At 45.7% G+C, this 20,493-nt stretch carries 23 protein-coding genes; 1 reads left to right on the top strand and 22 read right to left on the bottom strand.

What is annotated here, in order from left to right; genetic code table 11:
* Positions 1–25: 25 nt before the first annotated feature.
* From ybgF to C8R14_RS04535, 22 genes are all read right to left on the bottom strand, one after another.
* A complete protein-coding gene (ybgF, locus tag C8R14_RS04640) occupies positions 26–847 on the bottom strand; it encodes a tol-pal system protein YbgF (RefSeq protein ID WP_011633419.1) in 822 nt (273 codons plus the stop codon).
* Positions 847–1,368: a peptidoglycan-associated lipoprotein Pal gene (pal, locus tag C8R14_RS04635; RefSeq protein WP_011633418.1), complete on the bottom strand. Its 522-nt coding sequence runs from the start codon at positions 1,366–1,368 to the stop codon at positions 847–849. Before pal ends, ybgF begins: the two co-directional genes overlap by 1 nt.
* A 62-nt stretch (positions 1,369–1,430) precedes the next feature.
* Positions 1,431–2,702 carry a Tol-Pal system beta propeller repeat protein TolB gene (tolB, locus tag C8R14_RS04630; protein ID WP_011633417.1) on the bottom strand — a complete coding sequence of 424 codons (1,272 nt, stop codon included), beginning with the start codon at positions 2,700–2,702 and terminating at the stop codon, positions 1,431–1,433.
* A 38-nt stretch (positions 2,703–2,740) separates the two neighbouring features.
* Positions 2,741–3,637 (bottom strand): cell envelope integrity protein TolA, encoded by an 897-nt coding sequence (gene tolA, locus C8R14_RS04625; protein WP_011633416.1) that lies wholly within the window; start codon positions 3,635–3,637, stop codon positions 2,741–2,743.
* A 20-nt stretch (positions 3,638–3,657) separates the two neighbouring features.
* Entirely contained in the window at positions 3,658–4,074 is a 417-nt protein-coding gene (gene tolR, locus C8R14_RS04620; protein WP_011633415.1) for a protein TolR, read from the bottom strand.
* Positions 4,071–4,775 carry a protein TolQ gene (gene tolQ, locus C8R14_RS04615; protein ID WP_011633414.1) on the bottom strand — a complete coding sequence of 235 codons (705 nt, stop codon included), beginning with the start codon at positions 4,773–4,775 and terminating at the stop codon, positions 4,071–4,073. Before tolQ ends, tolR begins: the two co-directional genes overlap by 4 nt.
* Entirely contained in the window at positions 4,768–5,181 is a 414-nt protein-coding gene (gene ybgC, locus C8R14_RS04610) for a tol-pal system-associated acyl-CoA thioesterase (protein ID WP_011633413.1), read from the bottom strand. Before ybgC ends, tolQ begins: the two co-directional genes overlap by 8 nt.
* A gap of 60 nt (positions 5,182–5,241) precedes the next feature.
* Positions 5,242–6,282 carry a Holliday junction branch migration DNA helicase RuvB gene (ruvB, locus tag C8R14_RS04605; RefSeq protein WP_011633412.1) on the bottom strand — a complete coding sequence of 347 codons (1,041 nt, stop codon included), beginning with the start codon at positions 6,280–6,282 and terminating at the stop codon, positions 5,242–5,244.
* 18 nt (positions 6,283–6,300) lie between these two features.
* Positions 6,301–6,885: a Holliday junction branch migration protein RuvA gene (gene ruvA / locus C8R14_RS04600; protein ID WP_011633411.1), complete on the bottom strand. Its 585-nt coding sequence runs from the start codon at positions 6,883–6,885 to the stop codon at positions 6,301–6,303.
* Positions 6,882–7,418 (bottom strand): crossover junction endodeoxyribonuclease RuvC, encoded by a 537-nt coding sequence (ruvC, locus tag C8R14_RS04595; protein ID WP_011633410.1) that lies wholly within the window; start codon positions 7,416–7,418, stop codon positions 6,882–6,884. The genes ruvA and ruvC overlap by 4 nt, the downstream gene beginning before the upstream one ends.
* A gap of 2 nt (positions 7,419–7,420) precedes the next feature.
* Positions 7,421–8,146, bottom strand: a complete 726-nt coding sequence (locus C8R14_RS04590) for a YebC/PmpR family DNA-binding transcriptional regulator (protein WP_011633409.1) — start codon at positions 8,144–8,146, stop codon at positions 7,421–7,423.
* A 142-nt stretch (positions 8,147–8,288) separates the two neighbouring features.
* Positions 8,289–10,136 carry a glutamine--fructose-6-phosphate transaminase (isomerizing) gene (gene glmS / locus C8R14_RS04585; protein WP_011633408.1) on the bottom strand — a complete coding sequence of 616 codons (1,848 nt, stop codon included), beginning with the start codon at positions 10,134–10,136 and terminating at the stop codon, positions 8,289–8,291.
* 39 nt (positions 10,137–10,175) lie between these two features.
* Positions 10,176–11,552 (bottom strand): bifunctional UDP-N-acetylglucosamine diphosphorylase/glucosamine-1-phosphate N-acetyltransferase GlmU, encoded by a 1,377-nt coding sequence (gene glmU / locus C8R14_RS04580; protein ID WP_011633407.1) that lies wholly within the window; start codon positions 11,550–11,552, stop codon positions 10,176–10,178.
* A gap of 246 nt (positions 11,553–11,798) precedes the next feature.
* Positions 11,799–12,221, bottom strand: coding sequence for a F0F1 ATP synthase subunit epsilon (locus C8R14_RS04575; RefSeq protein WP_011633406.1), 423 nt, complete (start codon positions 12,219–12,221; stop codon positions 11,799–11,801).
* A gap of 25 nt (positions 12,222–12,246) precedes the next feature.
* A complete protein-coding gene (atpD, locus tag C8R14_RS04570; RefSeq protein ID WP_011633405.1) occupies positions 12,247–13,629 on the bottom strand; it encodes a F0F1 ATP synthase subunit beta in 1,383 nt (460 codons plus the stop codon).
* Positions 13,630–13,659: 30 nt separating this feature from the next.
* Positions 13,660–14,544 (bottom strand): F0F1 ATP synthase subunit gamma, encoded by an 885-nt coding sequence (gene atpG, locus C8R14_RS04565; protein ID WP_011633404.1) that lies wholly within the window; start codon positions 14,542–14,544, stop codon positions 13,660–13,662.
* A 3-nt stretch (positions 14,545–14,547) separates the two neighbouring features.
* Entirely contained in the window at positions 14,548–16,089 is a 1,542-nt protein-coding gene (gene atpA / locus C8R14_RS04560; RefSeq protein WP_011633403.1) for a F0F1 ATP synthase subunit alpha, read from the bottom strand.
* Between the two features lie 12 nt (positions 16,090–16,101).
* Positions 16,102–16,638, bottom strand: a complete 537-nt coding sequence (locus tag C8R14_RS04555; protein WP_011633402.1) for a F0F1 ATP synthase subunit delta — start codon at positions 16,636–16,638, stop codon at positions 16,102–16,104.
* Positions 16,639–17,112 (bottom strand): F0F1 ATP synthase subunit B, encoded by a 474-nt coding sequence (locus tag C8R14_RS04550; RefSeq protein ID WP_011633401.1) that lies wholly within the window; start codon positions 17,110–17,112, stop codon positions 16,639–16,641.
* A gap of 39 nt (positions 17,113–17,151) precedes the next feature.
* Complete coding sequence (gene atpE, locus C8R14_RS04545; protein ID WP_011633400.1) at positions 17,152–17,424, bottom strand: F0F1 ATP synthase subunit C; 273 nt, start codon at positions 17,422–17,424, stop codon at positions 17,152–17,154.
* 43 nt (positions 17,425–17,467) lie between these two features.
* Complete coding sequence (gene atpB / locus C8R14_RS04540; protein ID WP_011633399.1) at positions 17,468–18,277, bottom strand: F0F1 ATP synthase subunit A; 810 nt, start codon at positions 18,275–18,277, stop codon at positions 17,468–17,470.
* Positions 18,278–18,308: 31 nt separating this feature from the next.
* Positions 18,309–18,689, bottom strand: coding sequence for an ATP synthase subunit I (locus C8R14_RS04535; RefSeq protein WP_011633398.1), 381 nt, complete (start codon positions 18,687–18,689; stop codon positions 18,309–18,311).
* A 603-nt stretch (positions 18,690–19,292) separates the two neighbouring features.
* Between C8R14_RS04535 and C8R14_RS04525 the strand changes: the two genes are divergently transcribed.
* The gene (locus C8R14_RS04525; RefSeq protein WP_011633397.1) at positions 19,293–20,453 is read left to right on the top strand and encodes a cysteine desulfurase family protein; all 1,161 of its coding nucleotides are present in this window, start codon (positions 19,293–19,295) and stop codon (positions 20,451–20,453) included.
* The last annotated feature ends 40 nt before the right edge of the window (positions 20,454–20,493 follow it).

Here is a 20,493-nt window from a genome sequence, read left to right as displayed (position 1 = left end):
ATTTTAGCAACATAGACAGTCAAGTCTATTTGAGAGATCCCAAACGACGCTTAGCCTTTTCTGCCGCCTCAGTACCAGGGTAGTTCGTAATGAGATTTACCAATGTTTTTCTGGCAGCAGCTTTTTGACCGATTTCAACCTGACTGCTTGCCATATTAAGAAGCCCATCCGGTACTTTGGGACTATCAGGATACGTTTCAATCAATCGCTGTTGCGCAGCAATCGCTTTGTCAAAATTTCTCATTGCATAATGTGCGTTTCCAATCCAATAAGCTGCGGCAGGTGCCAGAGCAGATTGGGGATGCCGGGACAAGAAACTCTCAAAACTGGCTATCGATCCGGAATAATCACCATCCTTAAACAAAGCATAGGCTGCATCATAGCGATTGCGCTGAACTGTATCCGGTAATTGCAGAATCACAGACGCTTTGAGAGGTGTAGTATTTTTTATATCAGCAGCTGGCGGTTCTGATGCCGGGACAGAGATTTCGGAGTCCGGCACAGAGACGCTCGCTGAACCAGGCTCAATCTGACGCAGTCGGTTATCAAGGTCCAGATAGAAATCCTTTTGTTGCTTGCGCAATGACCGATTCTCATCCTCAAGTACCTCTATCTTCCCCCGTAGTTTTCCCATTTCTTCCTTGAGGGCTTCTGCCTGGGAATGCAATTCGATTAGAGATTGGCCCATAAAAACTTCTTCCGTATGCTGCATGCGCGCTTCCATTTCCAATACCTTTGTGCGCAGCGCATCCAACTGTTCACGGGTTTCAGAATCACCAAACAGTGCAGCCTGTGCAACGCTACAACCAAGAAGCAAAAGTAACGGCAAGAAAGCGCGCAAAAACATTAATACTCTCCTTGATAGAGAATATCAGTACGTCGGTTCTCAGCCCAGGATGACTCATCACTCCCCAGAGCACGCGGTTTTTCTTCACCCAGGCTGACAGCTTCAACCTGTTGATCACGGGCACCGGATAGCAGTAGGATATCCTTCACACTGTTGGCCCGGCGTTGCCCAAGTGCAAGGTTATATTCCCGACTGCCACGTTCATCAGTATTGCCTTGCAGTAACACCTGTGCGTTCAGGTTGTCACGCAAATAGGCAGCGTGCGCAAGAACCAGGTCGCGGTACTCGCCCTTTACTGTATAGCTGTCAAAATCAAAGTAAACACTGCGCCGGGATAATATGTTGTTCGGGTCCTGTAAAGGATTCATCCCAAATCTATCTGATCCGGTACCGCTTCGCATACCCTCACTTTCTCCTCCCCTGCTATACGAATGATCCTCAATATCAGAAGTTTGTTGTGCATTATCGCTAGCGCAAGCTGACAGCAGGCTAATCGCCAGCACTGCTAAAAATTTTTTCATTTCTCACCATAAATAAATAAATAAATAAATAACCCACATCCAGTGAGCGTTTCTTATCCACATTACCGCTGTTTCAGCAACGGCCCCCAAACCGCTTCCCGGACATCACCCGCTTCCTGCGAAAATCGACTTCTCGTCTGGCCATCACTGGAAACGATGGATAATATACCACGCCCACTCACTTCCGTCGTGTACAGAACCATGCGGCTATTGGGGGAAAAACTGGGAGATTCATCAAAACTGGAATCCGTTAGTAATTGCATCTGGCGAGTCGATAAATCCTGTACAGCAACGCTGAATCGGCCAGAATTTCTGTGGATATAGACAAACCGTTTTCCATCCGAGCTATAACGCGGACTGACATTGTAATCTCCTTCAAAGGTCAACCTCTCGGCAGCACCGCCAGATACCGGCATACGATATATCTGCGGACTTCCTCCTCTGTCAGAAGTAAATATCAGCCATTTTCCATCCGGTGAAAAACTGGGCTCTGTATCTATCCCCGGGCTTTGTGAAATCCTCTGCAGTCCACTACCATCCGCATTGATCAGATAAATCTGTGATCCACCATGCAATGTCAAAACCACTGCCAATTTTCCACCATCAGGCGACCAGGCCGGGGCACTGTTACTTCCTTTGAAATTTGCTACCACCTTACGTTCACGGGTTGCCAGCGCCTGCACATAAACCACTGGTTTTTTCTTTTCAAAGGAAGTGTAAGCAATTTTGCTGCCATCTGGCGACCAAGCCGGGGAGATGATCGGCTCGGTATACTCGATCAGTGAACGTGCATTGAACCCATCATAATCTGACACTTGCAATGCATAGCGGCTTCCCTGTTTTCTGACGAAGGCAATCCTCGTGCTGAAGACACCAGGTTCATTTGTCAATGCTTCATACACAATATCCGCAATACGATGAGCAAAGGCACGCAGCTGTTCGATCGTAACGGTACCGCTAAATCCAGTCAGTTGAACCTGTTTGGCAACATCCAGCAAGCGAAACTGGATATCCACCCGCCCGTCCGGCAACATTGATGTACTGCCGATGACCAGCGCACTCGCACCTCGCCCCAGCCAATCGACATAGCTCACTGGCTCTTGCGAGGTTAACCCCAACGGATCAACCAGTTTAAATATCCCGCTGCGCTCCAGATCAGCCGATACAATCGCCGAAATATCCTGGGGAAGCCCTTTTTCGCCATTAAACGGAGCTACGGCAATCGGCATCCTGTTAGCCCCACCACCAAAGATTTCAATATCAAGAGCAGCTTGTAGCGGTGTATTCATCCATAACAACAGAAACACACCAGTACAATACAAAAAATTACGCATATGAATCACCATGCCATGTTGTAGAGGTAGGTCAAAAACTATTCACGATAATAAACAGTAATATTTAAATTACGAAACTCATTAAACAATCCGGGATCCGGGGGCAAAGGCAAGGGCTTCGCTAGATAAATCGCCCTTTCCACTGCCTCATCAAAAGCAGTATAACTACTTGATTTGCGCAAAGTGACTGTCAGCACATCTCCTCCCGGTAGCAGGGTCACCATAAACTCAACTGCAGGGTTCCCCGGAAGATCCGGCGGCATGATAATCCGGCTACGAATCTTGGCCTGAATCATGGCTTTGTATTTTTCGATTTCACCCAGCGCTCTGGCTTGGGCTGCCTTCGCTGCAGCCATCTGCTGTTCACGCTGCTGATCCTGTTTTTGTGCTTCAGCCTGCTGCCGAGCGTCATCCTTTTTCTCGGTTTTCTGTTCGACTTTTTTGATAGATTCAGTTTTGGGTGCCTCTTTCTTAACCAACTCTGGTTTCTTTACCTCTTCCTTGGATGCTGGTTTCTCTACCGGTTTCTTGGCTGGTTCTTCTTTTGACACTTCCTTTTTCACCGGTTCCAGTTTTTTCACTTCCTCTTTAGGTTGTGGTTTTTCCGTTTTATCCTTAAGCGCAATCTCGGGTTTACGCACCGGAGGGGGTGTCGCCTTGATCACCGGCTGAGGCTGGGGTTGAGTTTTTTGTTGTGGCCGGGATTGCGGCTTAGCTGGTTCGGGCTGGGATGTTACTTGCGCAACAGGTGATACAGGCTTGATCGGACGTTGAGGCAGATCTGCCCATAAATCAACGGACATCGCTTCAGGTGCTTCATTCTTCCAGTTCAGGCCAAATACCAGCAAAGCGAGAAATGCTGCATGCACCAACAGGGCAAACAATGCCGCACGCAGTTTTCCCGGTTCGTTCTTATTCCCGGGTAGCCGGACCATTGCGCATACACCCCGATAGTTTATTTTGACTTGGTTAACAACCCGATTTTACGGATTTGTTGCTGTTGCAACATATCCATTACTTGAATTACCTCTTCGTAACGAACATTTTTATCTGCTGCAATCACGACAGGCTGATTGGTATTCTGTGCCTGCCTGGCCTTGATCAGCTCCACTAGCTGGTTGCGATTCACCTGCTGCTCCCTGTTCGCACCGGCACGATCACGTAACGTGAGATTACCATTTGCGGCAATTGTGACTTCTAAAGGCTCTGCTGGAGGTACAGATGATTTACCGATTTCAGGCAATTCAATTTGGCTGGGCTGGATAAGCGGTGCTGTGATCATGAAAATTATAAGCAGCACCAGCATAACGTCAATATATGGCACAACATTTATTTCATTCATTAATCGGCGTTTACTGCGACGCGGAATCATGAGAAATTTGCCATATCCCGAGGTTTGGCCACACGACGCTGCAAAACGTTGGATACTTCCTCTATAAAACTTTCATAGCGAGTGGCGAGCTGAGCGGTATCACTAGCATAGCGGTTATAGGCAATCACGGCCGGAATCGCTGCAAAAAGCCCCATTGCCGTTGCAATCAGCGCCTCAGCAATACCAGGCGCAACATGCGCGATGGTCGCCTGACCAACATTGGACAGCTCACGAAAGGCATTCATAATCCCCCACACCGTTCCGAACAATCCTACGTACGGGCTTACAGATCCTACAGTAGCCAGAAACGATAAATGTGATTCAAGTCTGTCCATTTCCCGCTGGTAAACAGCTCGCATTGCGCCGCGCGTACTGTCCATGATGGGACCGATATCGATCCCCGACTGGTATTTGGTGAATTCACGAAATCCAGCTTCAAAAATACGCTCCATACTACCTGCTGCATGGCGCGCACTGGCCGCTCGCTGATACAGCGCATTCAAATCTGATCCGCGCCAGAATACGCTTTCAAATTCATCGGTTTGCTTGATTTCCTGACGGAGGGTAAATAATTTTCTGAAAATAAACCACCAGGAAATAAATGAAGCCAACAACAATAGCAGCATAACCAGTTGAACCGGGAGGCTTGCACCGCTAATCAGGTGAAGAAATGATAAATCCTGGGTGATGGTTTTACTCATGATGGCCGTTTTCTATTTTTTGACGAAGTGGCACTGGAATACTAATCGGTTTCAACGTATCCGATCCGACACATACTGCATGAACAGTTGCGCTGGCAAGTGTACCTTGTTCACGTAAAATCTGCTGCTGCAACGTTATCCGGCTTCTGCCCATTTCTGTTACCTTCACAGTTATGTCCAGCAAATCGTCTAGTACAGCCGGCTTGAAGTACTCGATACTGAGTGAACGAATAAGAAAAATCATTTTATGTGACCGGATCATGGTATCCACCGTAAACCCCAGATCGCGCAACCACTCGTAACGGGCGCGCTCCATGAAGTTGAGGTAAGATCCATGATATACAACGCCTCCCGTATCAGTATCCTGGTAGTAGACACGCACGGGATAAAAAAAAGCAGCTTTCATTTTTGTAAAAATACTCTTCAGAAAGATATTGAATCTTGGTTTGCGGGTTATTACTAGCTTTTAATCTGGGTTAAACAGACCGGGTGTAGCGGCTTGCTGTAAAGGGATGATATCGAAATGCTGATAAGTCATGGTTGTTGCCATTCGGCCACGAGGCGTACGCTGCAGAAAACCCTGCTGAATAAGATAAGGCTCCAGCACTTCTTCAATCGTGTCACGCTCTTCATTGATAGCCGCAGCAAGATTATCCACTCCTACCGGACCACCGCCAAATTTTTCCAGCACTGCTAGCAGAAGCTTTCTATCCAGTACATCCAGACCAGCAGCATCAACATCCAGCATCTGCAATGCAGCATCTGCTACCTGGCGATCAATACGTCCGTTCGCCCGGACTTCAGCAAAATCACGGACTCTGCGCAGTAATCGATTGGCGATCCGTGGCGTGCCCCGTGACCTGCATGCAATCTCTCTGGCGCCATCGGCAGTAATATCGACATCAAGTAACCCGGCAGAACGGGTAACAATCTTGCTGAGCTCATCTGAAGTATAAAATTCCAGGCGGGAAACGATTCCAAAGCGGTCTCTCAGTGGGTTGGTCAACATACCCGCTCGCGTAGTCGCCCCCACTAGAGTAAAACTTGGCAAATCAATCTTGACTGATCTTGCTGCCACTCCCTCGCCGATCATGATATCCAGCTGGTAATCCTCCATCGCCGGATACAGAATTTCCTCAACAACGGGAGAAAGCCGGTGAATCTCATCAATGAACAATACATCATTGGCTTCCAGATTGGTCAGCAAAGCGGCCAGATCACCTGCGCGCTCTAGTACTGGGCCGGAAGTATGGCGCAAATTTACACCCATTTCGCGAGCAATAATATGAGCCAGTGTCGTTTTACCCAATCCGGGCGGGCCAAACAGCAGCACATGATCCAGTGCTTCTTGCCTTTGTCTGGCAGCCTCAATAAAAATCTTTAATTGCTCACGGATCTTTTCCTGACCGACATAGTCATCCAGCTGAACAGGACGAAGTGCGCGTTCTATTACTTCTTCTTGGGAAGAAAACGGAGAGGCAGTGATAATCCGATCCGATTCAATCATTTAAGATCAGCCAAAACGTTATTTTACTTTCGACAAAAATTTAAGTGACTGCATAATGCCGTCAGATACCGTAACACCTTCCGACAATTGCTCTAATGCCCGGTTAACTTCGCGGCCATTATAGCCCAGTGCTAATAGTGCAGAAAGAATGTCTTTGTCAACGTTAGATGCAGCCGCTCCCGCTTCAGAAAGGATCGCTACTGGATCGATCTTATCGCGCAACTCCAGTAATAAACGCTCCGCCGTCTTCTTTCCAATTCCGGGGATTTTGGTTAGGCGAATACTGTCCTGCGATACCACAGCTTGATGGAGATCTGTGACGCTCAAGCCGGACAAAATCGCCAAACCTGTTCTCGCACCAATACCAGAAATTTTTGTAAGCTGGCGAAAAAGCGCACGTTCCTGCTCCGTCATAAAACCAAACAGCAAATGTACATCCTCTCGTACCCAGAAATGGGTATGGAGCGTTACCTTTTTGCCAATATCAGGCAACTTGCAGAAAGTACTCATCGGCACGTCAATTTCATAACCGGTACCTTGTACATCAACCAACACCAGCGGAGGATGTTTTTCAAGCAGCAACCCGGTAATTCTGCCAATCACGGACAACCACCTCGTTTCAGATGATTACGCACACTCAGGGCAAGCAAGCCTGTTCCTCCATGAGCATGGCAAATGGCACAGGCCAACGCATCAGCCGCATCCGGGCGAGGGCGTTCTCCCAGCCTCAACAATCGCATCACCATTTCCTGCACCTGCTCTTTCCGGGCATGGCCATTCCCCACTACAGATTGCTTGATTTGCAGAGCAGTATATTCGTATACGGAAAGTTCATGAAGAACTGCTGCGCTAATTGCGGCACCGCGAGCCTGTCCGAGCAACAGCGTCGATTTAGGATTGATATTGACAAAAACCTGCTCTACAGCAACCTGCTCCGGTTGGTGCTGCAAAATAATTTCATTCAGTCCATCAAGGATGGTCTTCAAGCGATCCGGCAAACCGGATTTTTCGGTTACTACGCAGCCACTCCCAAGGTAGGTTAGTTGGCTTCCATTTTTTTCGATAACACCAAAACCTGTTATACGTAAGCCAGGGTCAATCCCCAGTATGCGGATGCTCTTGCCGGAAGGTAACAAGATTAGATGTCTAAGACTGCAGTAGTATAAACATCCTGTACATCGTCTATATCTTCCAGAGCATCCAACAGCTTCTGCATTTTGGCTGCATCATCACCCTGCAGCAAGATTTCGTTTTCCGGTTTCCAGGTTACCTCAGCCAGTTCAGCCTTAAAAGCAGCCTTTTCCAGCTCGTCTCTGACTGCTACAAATGTATCCGGACTGGTAATAACTTCCAGACTGCCGTCATCATTATCGATAACATCTTCCGCACCTGCATTGAGCGCAACTTCCAGTAACCGCGCTTCATCAATATCTGGCGCAAATAATAATTGGCCACAATGTGTGAACAAATAAGAGACAGAACCATCCGTTCCCAAGTTGCCACCGTGCTTGGTAAATGCATGACGAACATCCGCCACGGTTCGTGTACGATTATCCGTCATGCAATCAACCATGACAGCAGCCCCGGATACCCCATAGCCTTCGTAGCGAATTTCCTCATAGTTAACGCCTTCAAGCTCACCACACCCGCGCTTGATCGCACGCTCGACATTATCCTTTGGCATGTTATGTCCAAAGGCTTTATCCATCGCCAACCTTAAACGGGGATTACTACCAGGGTCTCCGCCACCCAGCCGGGCAGCAACTGTAATTTCCTTAATCAGACGAGTAAAAATCTTTCCTCGTTTTGCATCTTGCGCGGCCTTTTTATGCTTAATATTGGCCCACTTACTATGACCAGCCATTGACTTCCTCTAATCATTGAAAGGCTACAATGCTACCATTCCAGCATCATTGTATAAAGCATGCCGCAGCCGTGTGCCTTGTTGGTCGGGCCAGAGAGTACTTGGATACTTTAATCGCAAGCTGAAAATCAAAGCAGCTCAATTACTCAACCGTAACGGATTTTGCCAGATTTCTGGGTTTATCAACATCGGTACCCTTTTGCAAAGCCACGTGATAAGCCAATAGCTGTAACGGAATAGTATGCAAAATGGGACTAAGTACACCTCCATATTCATCCATGCGAATAATATGCACCCCTTCACTCTCCTCAATACGTGAATCTGCATCTGCAAAGACGTACAACTCTCCTCCGCGTGCACGCACTTCATGCAAATTGGATTTCAGCTTTTCCAGCAACACATCATTCGGAGCTATGGCAACTACAGGCATTCCACTGTCTACAAGCGCAAGAGGGCCGTGCTTGAGTTCACCTGCGGCATAAGCTTCAGCATGAATATACGAAATCTCCTTAAGCTTCAGCGCCCCCTCCAATGCGATTGGGTAGTGTACGCCGCGCCCCAGAAACAGAGCATGGTGTTTCTGGGAAAAATCTCCTGCCCATTTTTTAATTTCCAGCTCACTTTGAAGCGTACGCTGTATCGCAACTGGCAAATGCCGTAATGCGGCAATCATTTTCTGTTCGTCTTCAGTCGGCAATTTGTTGCGTATCTTTGCAAGCACTGCTGTAAACAACAGCAAAACTGCCAGCTGCGTAGTGAAAGCTTTTGTGGAGGCAACTCCAATTTCAGGGCCGGCACGAGTCAGGAAGCGCAGATTAGTTTGCCTAATCAGGGCACTTTCCGGCACGTTACAAATTGCTAAATTGTAGCGATGGCCTAATGACTTAGCATAACTTAGCGCAGCCAGAGTATCCGCAGTTTCACCAGATTGAGAAATACCAATAACCAGCGTAGCTGGATCAGCAATTGGATTGCGATATCGATATTCACTGGCAATCTCGACATTACAAGGAAGTCTTGCAATTGTTTCCAACCAGTATTTTGCAACCAGACCAGCATGATAGCTGGTCCCGCAAGCGAGTATCAATATTCCCCGAGTCTGGGCAAAAATCGTTTGTGCTTCACTGCCAAATAATTGAGGAGACACTGATTGTACATTCAATACCATTTCCAGGGTATTTGCCACAGCAACCGGCTGCTCAAAGATCTCCTTTTGCATAAAATGCGAATATGAACCTAGCTCCACCGCATCCCGCGTCAAGCTGCTCTCAATTACTTCACGAGTGACTTCACAGCCGTTTACCGTATTCAGGCAATTCAAAATACGATATCCATCACTGGACAACTCCGCCACATCTCCTTCTTCAAGATACACAATCCGCTGCGTAATCTGTACCAGTGCAGAGGCATCAGAAGCAGCGTAAAGTCCACCATCATCTATCCCGAGCAAGAGTGGAGCCCCATTTCTGGCAACGACAATGCGATCCTGACGCGCCTCTTCCATAACGGCGATAGCATATGCGCCCTGCAACTCCTCAAGGGAATGGCAGACAGCATCCAGCAAATCATCGGTCTTACGAAGATAAAGCGAAATCAAATGAGCAATTACTTCGGTGTCGGTATCTGACAGAAATTTAAATCCCTCCTGTTCTAAACGTTGCCGGAGAGTTTCGTGATTTTCGATAATACCATTATGTACAACAGCAATTTTTCTTTGATCACCAGAAAAATGCGGGTGAGCATTCCGCTCAGAAGGCGCCCCATGCGTTGCCCAACGAGTATGCGCAATACCGGTAAGTCCTGATGTTCCTCCGGCATGAACCAGCTTGCTCAGCTCAGAAACACGGCCCGTTGTCCGCAATCTATGCAACGTACCATCTGCAACTACGATTCCTGCCGAGTCATAACCACGGTACTCAAGCCTGGATAATCCTTCCAATAAAAATGGTACAACATCATTTTTCGCAATTGCACCTACAATACCGCACATAACCTATCCTCTACTCAGCTCTACCTTGTATAAACAGCATCAATCCTTGTTTTTTTTCGGCCGCTTCCAGTTGGCAATACTTATTTGTTTAATCCTGGATAATGTTAGCTGACCTTCAGGCGTATCACGCGTAATAGTGGATCCAGCGCCAATTGTCGATCCCTTGGCCACCGTTATCGGAGCGATCAACTGCGAATCAGAGCCAATAAACACGTCATCTTCAATGATCGTTTGGTGTTTAAAGGCTCCGTCATAATTACAAGTAATCGTACCAGCACCAATATTCACCCGTCTGCCCATTTCAGTATCACCAATATAGCTGAGGTGATTAACCTTGCTCCCAGAAGCTATATGACTATTTTTAATCTCGACAAAATTTCCAACATGTACAGCGTCGTCGAGTTGTGTCCCCGGTCGGATGCGAGCATAAGGGCCAACACGGCAATTTTTACCTACCTCTGTATCTTCTATCATGCTAAAAGGATGGACAATCGATCCATCCGAGATGGCCACGTTTCTAAGTATGCAGTTTGCGCTAATCTTCACGTTATCCCCCAAGCGTACATTACCTTCAAATACGCAGTTGATGTCGATTTCAACATTATGTCCGCAAATCAGCTGGCCGCGCACATCAAAGCGCGCAGGATCAGCAAACATCACTCCCTGCTCCATAAGCCCCTTTGCAACATCCTGCTGATGGGCGCGCTCCAAGGTAGACAATTGAATCTTGTCGTTTACACCAACCACTTCCCAATCAGATGCGGGGCTGGAAGTCTCTATTTGGACTCCATCATTAACAGCCATCGCAATAATATCGGTAAGGTAGTATTCGCCCTGAGTATTGGCATTACTTAGCCTATCGAGCCAGCTCTCCAGATACATATTCGGAAGAACCATGATGCCTGTGTTAATTTCACGAATTTTCTTCTGCGATGGCAGGGCATCCTGTTCTTCTACAATTGCTTGGACACGATTTGTTTTAGGGTCGCGTATGATACGCCCATAACCGGCAGGGTCATTTAATTCTACAGTCAGCAAAGCCAGGCTATCTTCACACGCTTTATCAATCAGGGATTTGAGTGTATTACTCTTTACTAACGGTACATCACCGAATAAAACCAGCGTAATACCATTCTTCCCCAAGCAAGGCAGAGCTTGCTTTACTGCATGCCCCGTCCCCAGCTGCTGTGTCTGTTTTACCCAGATAAGATTAGGATCATTACCAACAGTTTGCCGAACCAGCTCTCCGCCATGCCCGTAAATCACACATATTTTTGTAGGAGACAGAATACGCGCAGTATCTAAAACATGGAATAAAATAGGTTTTCCGGCCAAAGGATGCAAAACCTTGGGTAAAGTTGACCGCATCCTCTTACCCATCCCAGCTGCCAGTATGACTACATCAATTTGTAACACGAGTTAATCCTTACTTGAAATGCTTTGTTTATGGTTATGCAGTCAAAGGTGTATCTGCTAAACCAAGAATTATCTATCACTCTTGCACAATTATCAGTGACAAACACACGCAAATTAAGTGTACTGGAAAGGGAAAGGGTGGAATAAATAAGACAGCTAACAAAATACCTTCTGTTTATAAAAAAAGGCGATTATGAATCGCCCTTTTTTATAAACACATTACCATTGAACACTAATTAGATAACTCTAGTGTCTCCTTTTTCTTAGCTTCCGAATAGCTGCCAGCTGGGCTGTTGCTTCAATTAATTCAGCTTGTGCCCGTGCATATTCAATATCAGAAGTCTTATTTTTCATGATTTCTTCTGCTTTGCGCTTCGCCTCCAAGGCTTTGGCTTCATCTAAGTCCTGCCCCCGCACAGCGGTATCTGCCAGAATTGTTACAACATCGGGCTGTACTTCAAGCATACCACCCGAAACATAAATTTCTTCATCATCTTGAAGTGGTGCCTTTACTCGTACCACACCTGATTTGATACGAGTAAGCATAGGGGTATGCTGAGGATATATTCCTACCTCCCCCATCACTGCCGGAGCAACAATGAATTCTGCAGGTCCAGAATAAATCGATTCTTCTGCACTCACTATATCCAAATGGAATATCGTACCCATTGATTACCTATAAAATAGATATTTATTATTGGAATGATTTAGCCTTCTCTAGCACTTCTTCAATTCCGCCCACCATGTAAAAAGCCTGTTCGGGAATATCATCATACTCACCATTAATAATTCCTTTGAAGCCCTTAATGGTTTCTTTTAATGAAACATATTTCCCGGGTGAGCCTGTAAAGACTTCGGCAACAAAAAATGGCTGCGACAGGAATCTTTGTATTTTTCGTGCGCGACTAACCGATAATTTATCTTCTGGTGAAAGTTCATCCATACCTAAAATAGCAATGATGTCACGCAGCTCTTTGTAACGCTGTAATGTCTGCTGAACTTCACGCGCTGTGTTGTAGTGATCTTCGCCAACAACCAGGGGATCTAATTGACGTGAAGTCGAATCGAGTGGATCAACAGCAGGATAAATCCCAAGAGAAGCGATATCCCTCGACAACACTACAGTAGCGTCAAGGTGACCAAACGTCGTTGCCGGAGACGGATCGGTCAAGTCATCAGCCGGTACATATACAGCCTGAATTGACGTAATTGAACCCGTTTTAGAAGAAGTAATTCTTTCCTGTAAACGCCCCATTTCTTCTGCAAGTGTCGGCTGATATCCAACTGCAGATGGCATACGCCCTAATAATGCAGAAACCTCCGTCCCCGCCAGAGTGTAACGATAAATATTGTCTACAAAGAATAAGACATCACGCCCTTCATCGCGAAATGCTTCAGCCATTGTCAAACCTGTTAGCGCAACACGTAAACGGTTTCCAGGTGGCTCGTTCATCTGTCCATAAACTAATGCCACCTTGTCCAATACATTGGAATCTTTCATTTCATGATAGAAATCGTTTCCTTCCCGTGTCCTCTCGCCCACACCAGCGAATACCGAGTATCCGCTATGCTCAATTGCGATATTACGGATAAGCTCCATCATGTTGACAGTTTTTCCTACACCAGCACCGCCGAAAAGCCCAACCTTGCCTCCCTTGGCAAAAGGACAAATCAAATCAATAACTTTAATTCCAGTTTCCAGCAGCTCCGTCGAGGCTGACAGTTCATCAAAAGCAGGAGCAGTCCGATGAATGGGCATGAATGATTCTGCACCGATTTCTCCCATTTCATCAATGGGCCTACCGAGGACATCCATAATGCGCCCCAGCGTCTTGGTACCAACAGGAACCGATATCTGCTTTTGGGTATTGGTAACCATCATTCCTCGCCTCAGACCATCTGACGATCCAAGTGCAATGGTTCTAACAACTCCATCTCCCAACTGCTGCTGTACTTCCAGTGTTAACTCCGACCCTTCCATTACCAGAGCGTCATATACTTTTGGTATTCCCTCTGATGCAAATTCCACGTCGATTACCGCGCCAATGCATTGAACGATCTTTCCTTGATGGCTCATCACTTTTCCCTAAATACAAATTTACAATACTTAAACAGCCGCTGCTCCGCCGACGATTTCTGAAAGTTCTTTGGTAATAGCTGCCTGACGAGATTTGTTATAAATGAGTGTCAGTTCGTCAATTAGATTACCAGCATTATCGGAGGCTGCTTTCATAGCAACCATCCTTGCTGATTGCTCGGAAGCCATATTTTCAGCAACTGCCTGATATACGAGTGCCTCTATATACCTAATCATAATATCGTCAATAACAGGCTTGGCTTCAGGTTCATAAATATAATCCCATGGAGCGCGAGCAGGCTTGGCTTCATTACCATCATCCCTCATATGCTCGTCAGTCAGCGGGAGAAGTTGCTCCATAACCGGTATTTGTTTCATCGTGTTGACAAAACGGTTATAGAAAATATATACCCTGTCAAAATGGTCATCAGTATAAGCATCCAAGACAACCTTAACTGCGCCTATCAGTTTTTCCATATTAGGTGCATCACCTAAGCCAGTAACCTGTGAAATCACCCGGACACCGAGACGACTCATGAACCCCAAGCCTTTGTTACCTATGCAGCAAACTTCTATTTGCTCGCCTTCGGCTCCCCAAACTCGTATTTCATTGAGAGCTCTACGTAATACATTAGTATTCAGCCCGCCACATAACCCTTTATCTGATGTCACAACAATAATTCCTACTCTTTTAACAGAATTACGGTCAATCAGAAAAGGGTGACGATACTCAACACTCGCCTTGCTCATATGTGCGGCCACATTACGAATCTTTTCGCCATAAGGACGCGCCTTTTTCATGCGATCCTGTGCTTTTCTCATCTTGGAGGCAGCAACCATTTCCATCGCACGCGTAATCTTTTGCGTATTTTTAATACTCTTGATTTTGTTTCGTATTTCTCTGCTGCTTGCCATGGGTTAGTATATCCCGTTCTGCTTAAATTCCTGAATAGCTGCTTCTAACGCCTTTTCTGTTTCAGCGTCAAGCTCCTTGGTTGTCTCGATCTTATCCAGTATTGCAGCATGATGACTACGAACATGGCTTTTTAATGCAGACTCAAAAGCAAGAGCGCGCTTAATGTCAACATCATCAAAATAACCTTTATTCAACGCAAACAGTGTTAATGCCATCTCTGAAACTTTTAATGTAGCGTACTGCGCCTGCTTCATTAACTCTGTAGCCATTTTTCCACGCTCCAGTTGCTTACGTGTGGCCTCATCAAGATCAGAAGCAAACTGTGCAAAAGCAGCAAGTTCACGATATTGCGCCAAAGCCAAACGAATACCACCGCCTAGTTTTTTGATGACCTTGGTCTGAGCAGCGCCTCCAACTCTGGAAACCGAAACACCAGCATTGATTGCCGGCCGTATACCTGCATTAAATAAATCAGACTCAAGGAATATCTGACCATCCGTAATTGAAATTACGTTAGTAGGTACAAATGCCGTTACGTCACCTGCTTGAGTTTCAATAATAGGTAACGCGGTTAGCGATCCTGTTTTTCCTTTTACTTTTCCACCAGTAGCTTTTTCAACATAATCAGCATTCACTCTTGCTGCTCTTTCTAATAAACGAGAGTGAAGATAGAAAACATCTCCCGGATAAGCCTCACGACCAGGAGGTCGGCGCAACAACAAAGAAATCTGACGATAAGCCCATGCCTGCTTAGTTAGGTCATCATAGACAATCAGCGCATCTTGCCCCTTGTCACGAAAATATTCACCCATGGTACAGCCAGAATAAGGTGCAATATACTGCATAGCTGCTGATTCAGAAGCAGAAGCCACTACCACAATGGTATATGCCATGGCACCAACTTCTTCCAGTTTACGCACCACATTTGCAATTGATGAAGCTTTCTGGCCTATTGCAACATAGATGCAGATCATATCTTCACCCTTTTGATTAATGATCGCATCAATTGCAACTGCTGTTTTACCTGTCTGCCGATCTCCAATGATCAACTCACGCTGCCCTCTTCCGATCGGAACCATTGAATCAACCGATTTCAAGCCAGTTTGCATTGGTTGATCAACTGATTTACGTGATATGACGCCAGGAGCAATTTTCTCTATTGGCTCCATTCCCTGTGCAGCTACAGGTCCTTTACCATCAATCGGCTGCCCTAAAGCATTTACGACACGACCCAGCAAAGCCTCTCCTACAGGAACCTCAAGAACTCTGCCAGTACATTTTACGATATCTCCTTCCGTAAGATGTTCGTAAGCACCTAAGATAACCGCACCAACCGAATCACGCTCCAAATTTAACGCCAGGCCATACGTCCCACCCGGAAACTCCAGCATCTCGCCTTGCATTACGTCAGAAAGACCGTGCACTCGAACGATACCATCCGTCAACGATACAATAGTTCCTTGCGTACGAAATTCCGATGTAACGGAAAGGCCTTCAATTTTACTCTTGATTAATTCACTGATTTCTGATGGATTTAACTGCATTTTATATCACTCCTAGCTTTTGAGAGTCGCCGCCATAGCTTCCAGCTTTCCGGACACAGAACTGTCAATCACCTGGTCACCGATTTCAATTTTTACGCCACCAATAAGCCCACTATCCACACTTACCTGAGCCTTTACTTTATGCTGAAATTTTACCTCCAGAACCGATATTAGCTTTTCCAGCTGATACGATTCAAGAGGAAATGCTGATACTATTTCCGCTTCAAGCACACTCTCATGTTGCGCCTTAAGCTGCTCATACAGCTCGCTTATCTGCGGCAATACAAGTAGCCGTCCATTTTCAATCAACAATGAAATTAAACGCCTTCCATCTTCATTTAGTTCTTTATCACAAATACTGAAAACGATTTCACGCAGTTTTATTGATGGGATTTGTGGGTTGCCGATTAAAGCATTTACCTGAGATTCCTGAATAACAGAGCTGACAATCCCAAGCATCTCCGACCAGAGTGACAAAGATCCACTTCCTTGAGCAAGTCTGAAAACTGCCTCTGCATACGGTCGTGCTATTGTTATCGCTTCAGCCATTTATTTTAACTCTGTCTCTATTGATGCCAGTAGATCAGCATGAGCCTTGGCATTTACTTCACGACGTAGAATTTTTGAAGCACCTTGCACCGCCAATCCCGCCACCTGTTGACGCAATGATTCACGCGCACTAAAAATCTCATGCTGAATTTCCGCTTTAGCTCCGGCTAGAATTTTTTCACCCTCAACTCGAGCATTCTTTTTAGCTTCTTCTATGATGTCAGAAGCTCTTTTTTCCGCCTGAATAACGATCTCACCCGCACGCTGCTTGGCTTCTTTCAATACCTCTGATGAACGCTGGCTGGCAAGCTCCAATTCCTTCTTACCACGCTCACCTGCTGCCAAGCCATCCGCTATTTTCTGCTGACGCTCTTCAATAGCACGCAACAAATACGGCCACACAAATTTTGTGGTAAACCATATAAATATGGAAAAAGCTATCGCTTGCGAGACCAATGTGAAATTTATATTCATAACAGCCCCTTATTTACATTCGGCAACTAATTCAATAATTTACTGAACAACAGCTAACAATGGGTTACCAAATGCAAAAAGCATTGCTAAACCTACGGCAATAATAAATGAAGCATCAGTCAATCCCAGCAACAAAAACACCTTACCCTGCAAGGTAGGAATCATTTCAGGCTGACGAGCAGCACCTTCCAAAAATCGGCCGCACATCACACCCACACCAATACACGCACCCGCTGCACCCAAACCAATCATTAATCCAATACCAATTCCGGTATACGCCTGAATCATTGCAAGAAATTGAACGTTATCCATATTTTTCCCTTTAGTTCAAGTTAATAACAAAAAACCTTTTAAATCAATGTGATTCATGCGCCATGGAAAGATAAACCACAGCCAGTATCATAAATATAAACGCATGCAACACCACGATCAGTATGTGAAAAATTGCCCAACCAACACCAAGGACAGCTCCAAAAATTGTACCGGCGATCCCTGTTGCCGCCCACATACCGAGCAACATAAAAATAATCTCACCCGCATACATGTTCCCAAAAAGTCGCAAAGAATGAGATAAAGGCTTTGAGATGTATTCAATCAGATTCAACAACAAATTAAACGGCCACAATATAGGATTCTTGCCGAAAGGGGCGCAAAACAACTCTTTAATCCACCCTCCAAAACCCTTTACTTTGATGCTGAAGTAAATTGTTAGCATCCAGATAGAAAGCGCAAGTGCAAAAGTTGTATTAACATCTGCCGTCGGCACACCTCGCCAGTTATGCAGACCGAACAAGTGCTCGTAAATCCACGCCATAATATCGACAGGCAAAAAATCCATGGAATTTAACAGAAGAACCCAGACAAAAATTGTTAACGCCGCCGGGGCAACAAAGGCATGACGATTTCCGTGAAATGTATTTTTTACCTGATCATCTATAAATTCTATCAACAACTCAACAAAAGCCTGTGTTTTACCGGGGACTCCCGACGTAGCTTTCCTAACAACCATCCAAATAAAACCAAGACTGATCACGCCAAGTATCAATGACATCACCAGTGTATCCACATGCAAAACCCAGAATGAACCCTCTCCGATGCTCATCGTCATATGTGTTAAGTGATGCTGTATGTACGATGTTGGGTTTAACTCAGCTTCAGTTGACATCTACTTACCTTTATTACGTTATTTGATATGTTCATTTAACAGGAGGCTTTTCTGAAACAAACACTGCCATGCTTGACATCAATACAGCAACAGTAAACGAACCAATAAATATAACAGGCTTCAAATCTTTATATGCTGCAAACACGATCCATAACAGCATTACTATTAAAAATATTTTCACAGCTTCCGCACGAAGTGCCGTGCGTAAAACATCACCTGCAGAATATCCGCTGTGCCTGGATACCAAAACTGCGTAAGCACCTCCTGCAATTACGCTGACTAATACACCAAAAAAACCAGAGAATGCGCCACTTACACCTGACAACAAACCACAAACAATCGCCACCACAAATGCAAATGTCAGTTGCCAGAGCAGAACAATACCAAGCGGTCTGTGCTTAATCAGAAACATAATCCAAGCGGATACGTCGAAAAATTAAAAAGTGAAATGTCCCTAAAAAAGTGCGGCGATTCTACCCTGATCACCCTACCCAGTCAACGCGAATGAGAAATGTCGATTTTAACTTAGATGGCGTAGTCACGAGATTGAAAATATGAGATTCTTTTATTTTTAAAAGGATCTCATACAACACAACCCCATCGCAGGCATGATATTTCAAATAAGCTGGTTGCTACTTGATGAGCATTTACCGGGCAGAGAAGGGGCATAGGGAGGGATTTACCGCCGGACTACGGGGGAATACCCACCATCGCTTTATTCACTGGCATGGCGTTGCTTGCTTGCTTGCTTGCTTGCTTGCTTGCTTGCCATAAGATACGCCAAAAACACCTCTTCTTTTCTTGCCACCGTACAAATTAGATGCATCACCCTCTGGGCAGGTATCTTGTGATTGCACCATCGAGTGATTTATCTGTTGCCAGTTAATTTGAGGCAGATATTTGAAAGATCGTATCCGCAGTCCACAAATTTGACTATACTCGTTCTTTATTGATTTCTATATCAGGAGTTTGCCGGATACAAGCTATCCGGTGTACTAACCGATTCTTACATCTCATGACTCAAGTTTATTTTGATCATAATGCCACTACCAAAGTGGATGATGCAGTGCTGGCAGCGATGTTGCCTTACTTCCGTGAACATTATGGTAATGCGTCTAGCAGTCATTCCCTTGGATTGGCTGCACGCCGAGCAATTGATCAGGCGCGTGAACAGGTGGCTCAGGCGGTAGGAGCTCGGCCTGCACAGGTCATTTTTACCAGTGGTGGTTCTGAGGCAAATAACTTGTTTATTCGCGGTGTAGCAGATAGCCTGAAGCCTTCTGCACTGATTGTAAGTGCAATTGAGCATCCATGCGTCATGCGTACCGCGCAGGCACTGACAAGAAAAAACGGTGAGAAATGGCAACTGCATTATCTGTCAGTGGATGCTGCAGGACAGGTAAATACGGATGAAGCAACGGAAATGCTGGTTGCAGAAAAACCAGCCATGGTTTCAGTAATGCTGGCAAATAATGAAACTGGTGTGATTCAGGATGTTACTTCCATTGCCGAAGCTGCAAAGACACAGGGTACTTGGATGCATACCGATGCAGTGCAGGCATTTGGTAAAGTTCCGGTAAATTTTGATGAACTTGGCATACATGCCATGACGTTGTCTGCACATAAAATTTACGGGCCCAAGGGGGCTGCAGCGCTGATTATTGATGAGCGTCTTCCACTTAAACCGCTCATTTACGGAGGCGGCCATGAAGATGGGCTGCGCTCCGGTACTGAGAATGTGCCAGCTATTGTCGGATTTGGTGCTGCTTGTGAACTTGCTATATCCAGGCTAACTGAATCAATGGCACACACGGTGAAGTTGCGTGATCATCTGGAGCATGGTTTGCTGGCGATGGGTGCCACGGTATTTGGATTGGATGCTTCTCGCTTGCCTAATACCTGTTATTTTGCATTGCCAGATATAGAAGGCGATACCTTAGTTGTTCGCCTGGATAAAAGAGGATTTGCAGTTGCCAGTGGCGCTGCCTGTTCCAGTGCTGTACCCGGTAAAAGTCATGTACTGGAAGCCATGAATGTACCAACTATTCTGGCGCGATGCGCGGTAAGGGCAAGTCTGGGGCCAGATAATACAATTGAAGAAGTTGACGCTTTTCTTTCTGCTATCAGGCATATAGCGGATGAATTGAGAAAAATGAGCGTACTGCTAAATGTGTGAATATATCGAAAGAACCCGTAATTGAATAGAGCCGGATATA

The organism is Nitrosomonas eutropha (assembly GCF_003201195.1).
Taxonomy (GTDB): domain Bacteria; phylum Pseudomonadota; class Gammaproteobacteria; order Burkholderiales; family Nitrosomonadaceae; genus Nitrosomonas; species Nitrosomonas eutropha.
Note: the sequence above shows the minus strand (reverse complement) of the source record. Positions and strands in the feature narration are given on the sequence as shown.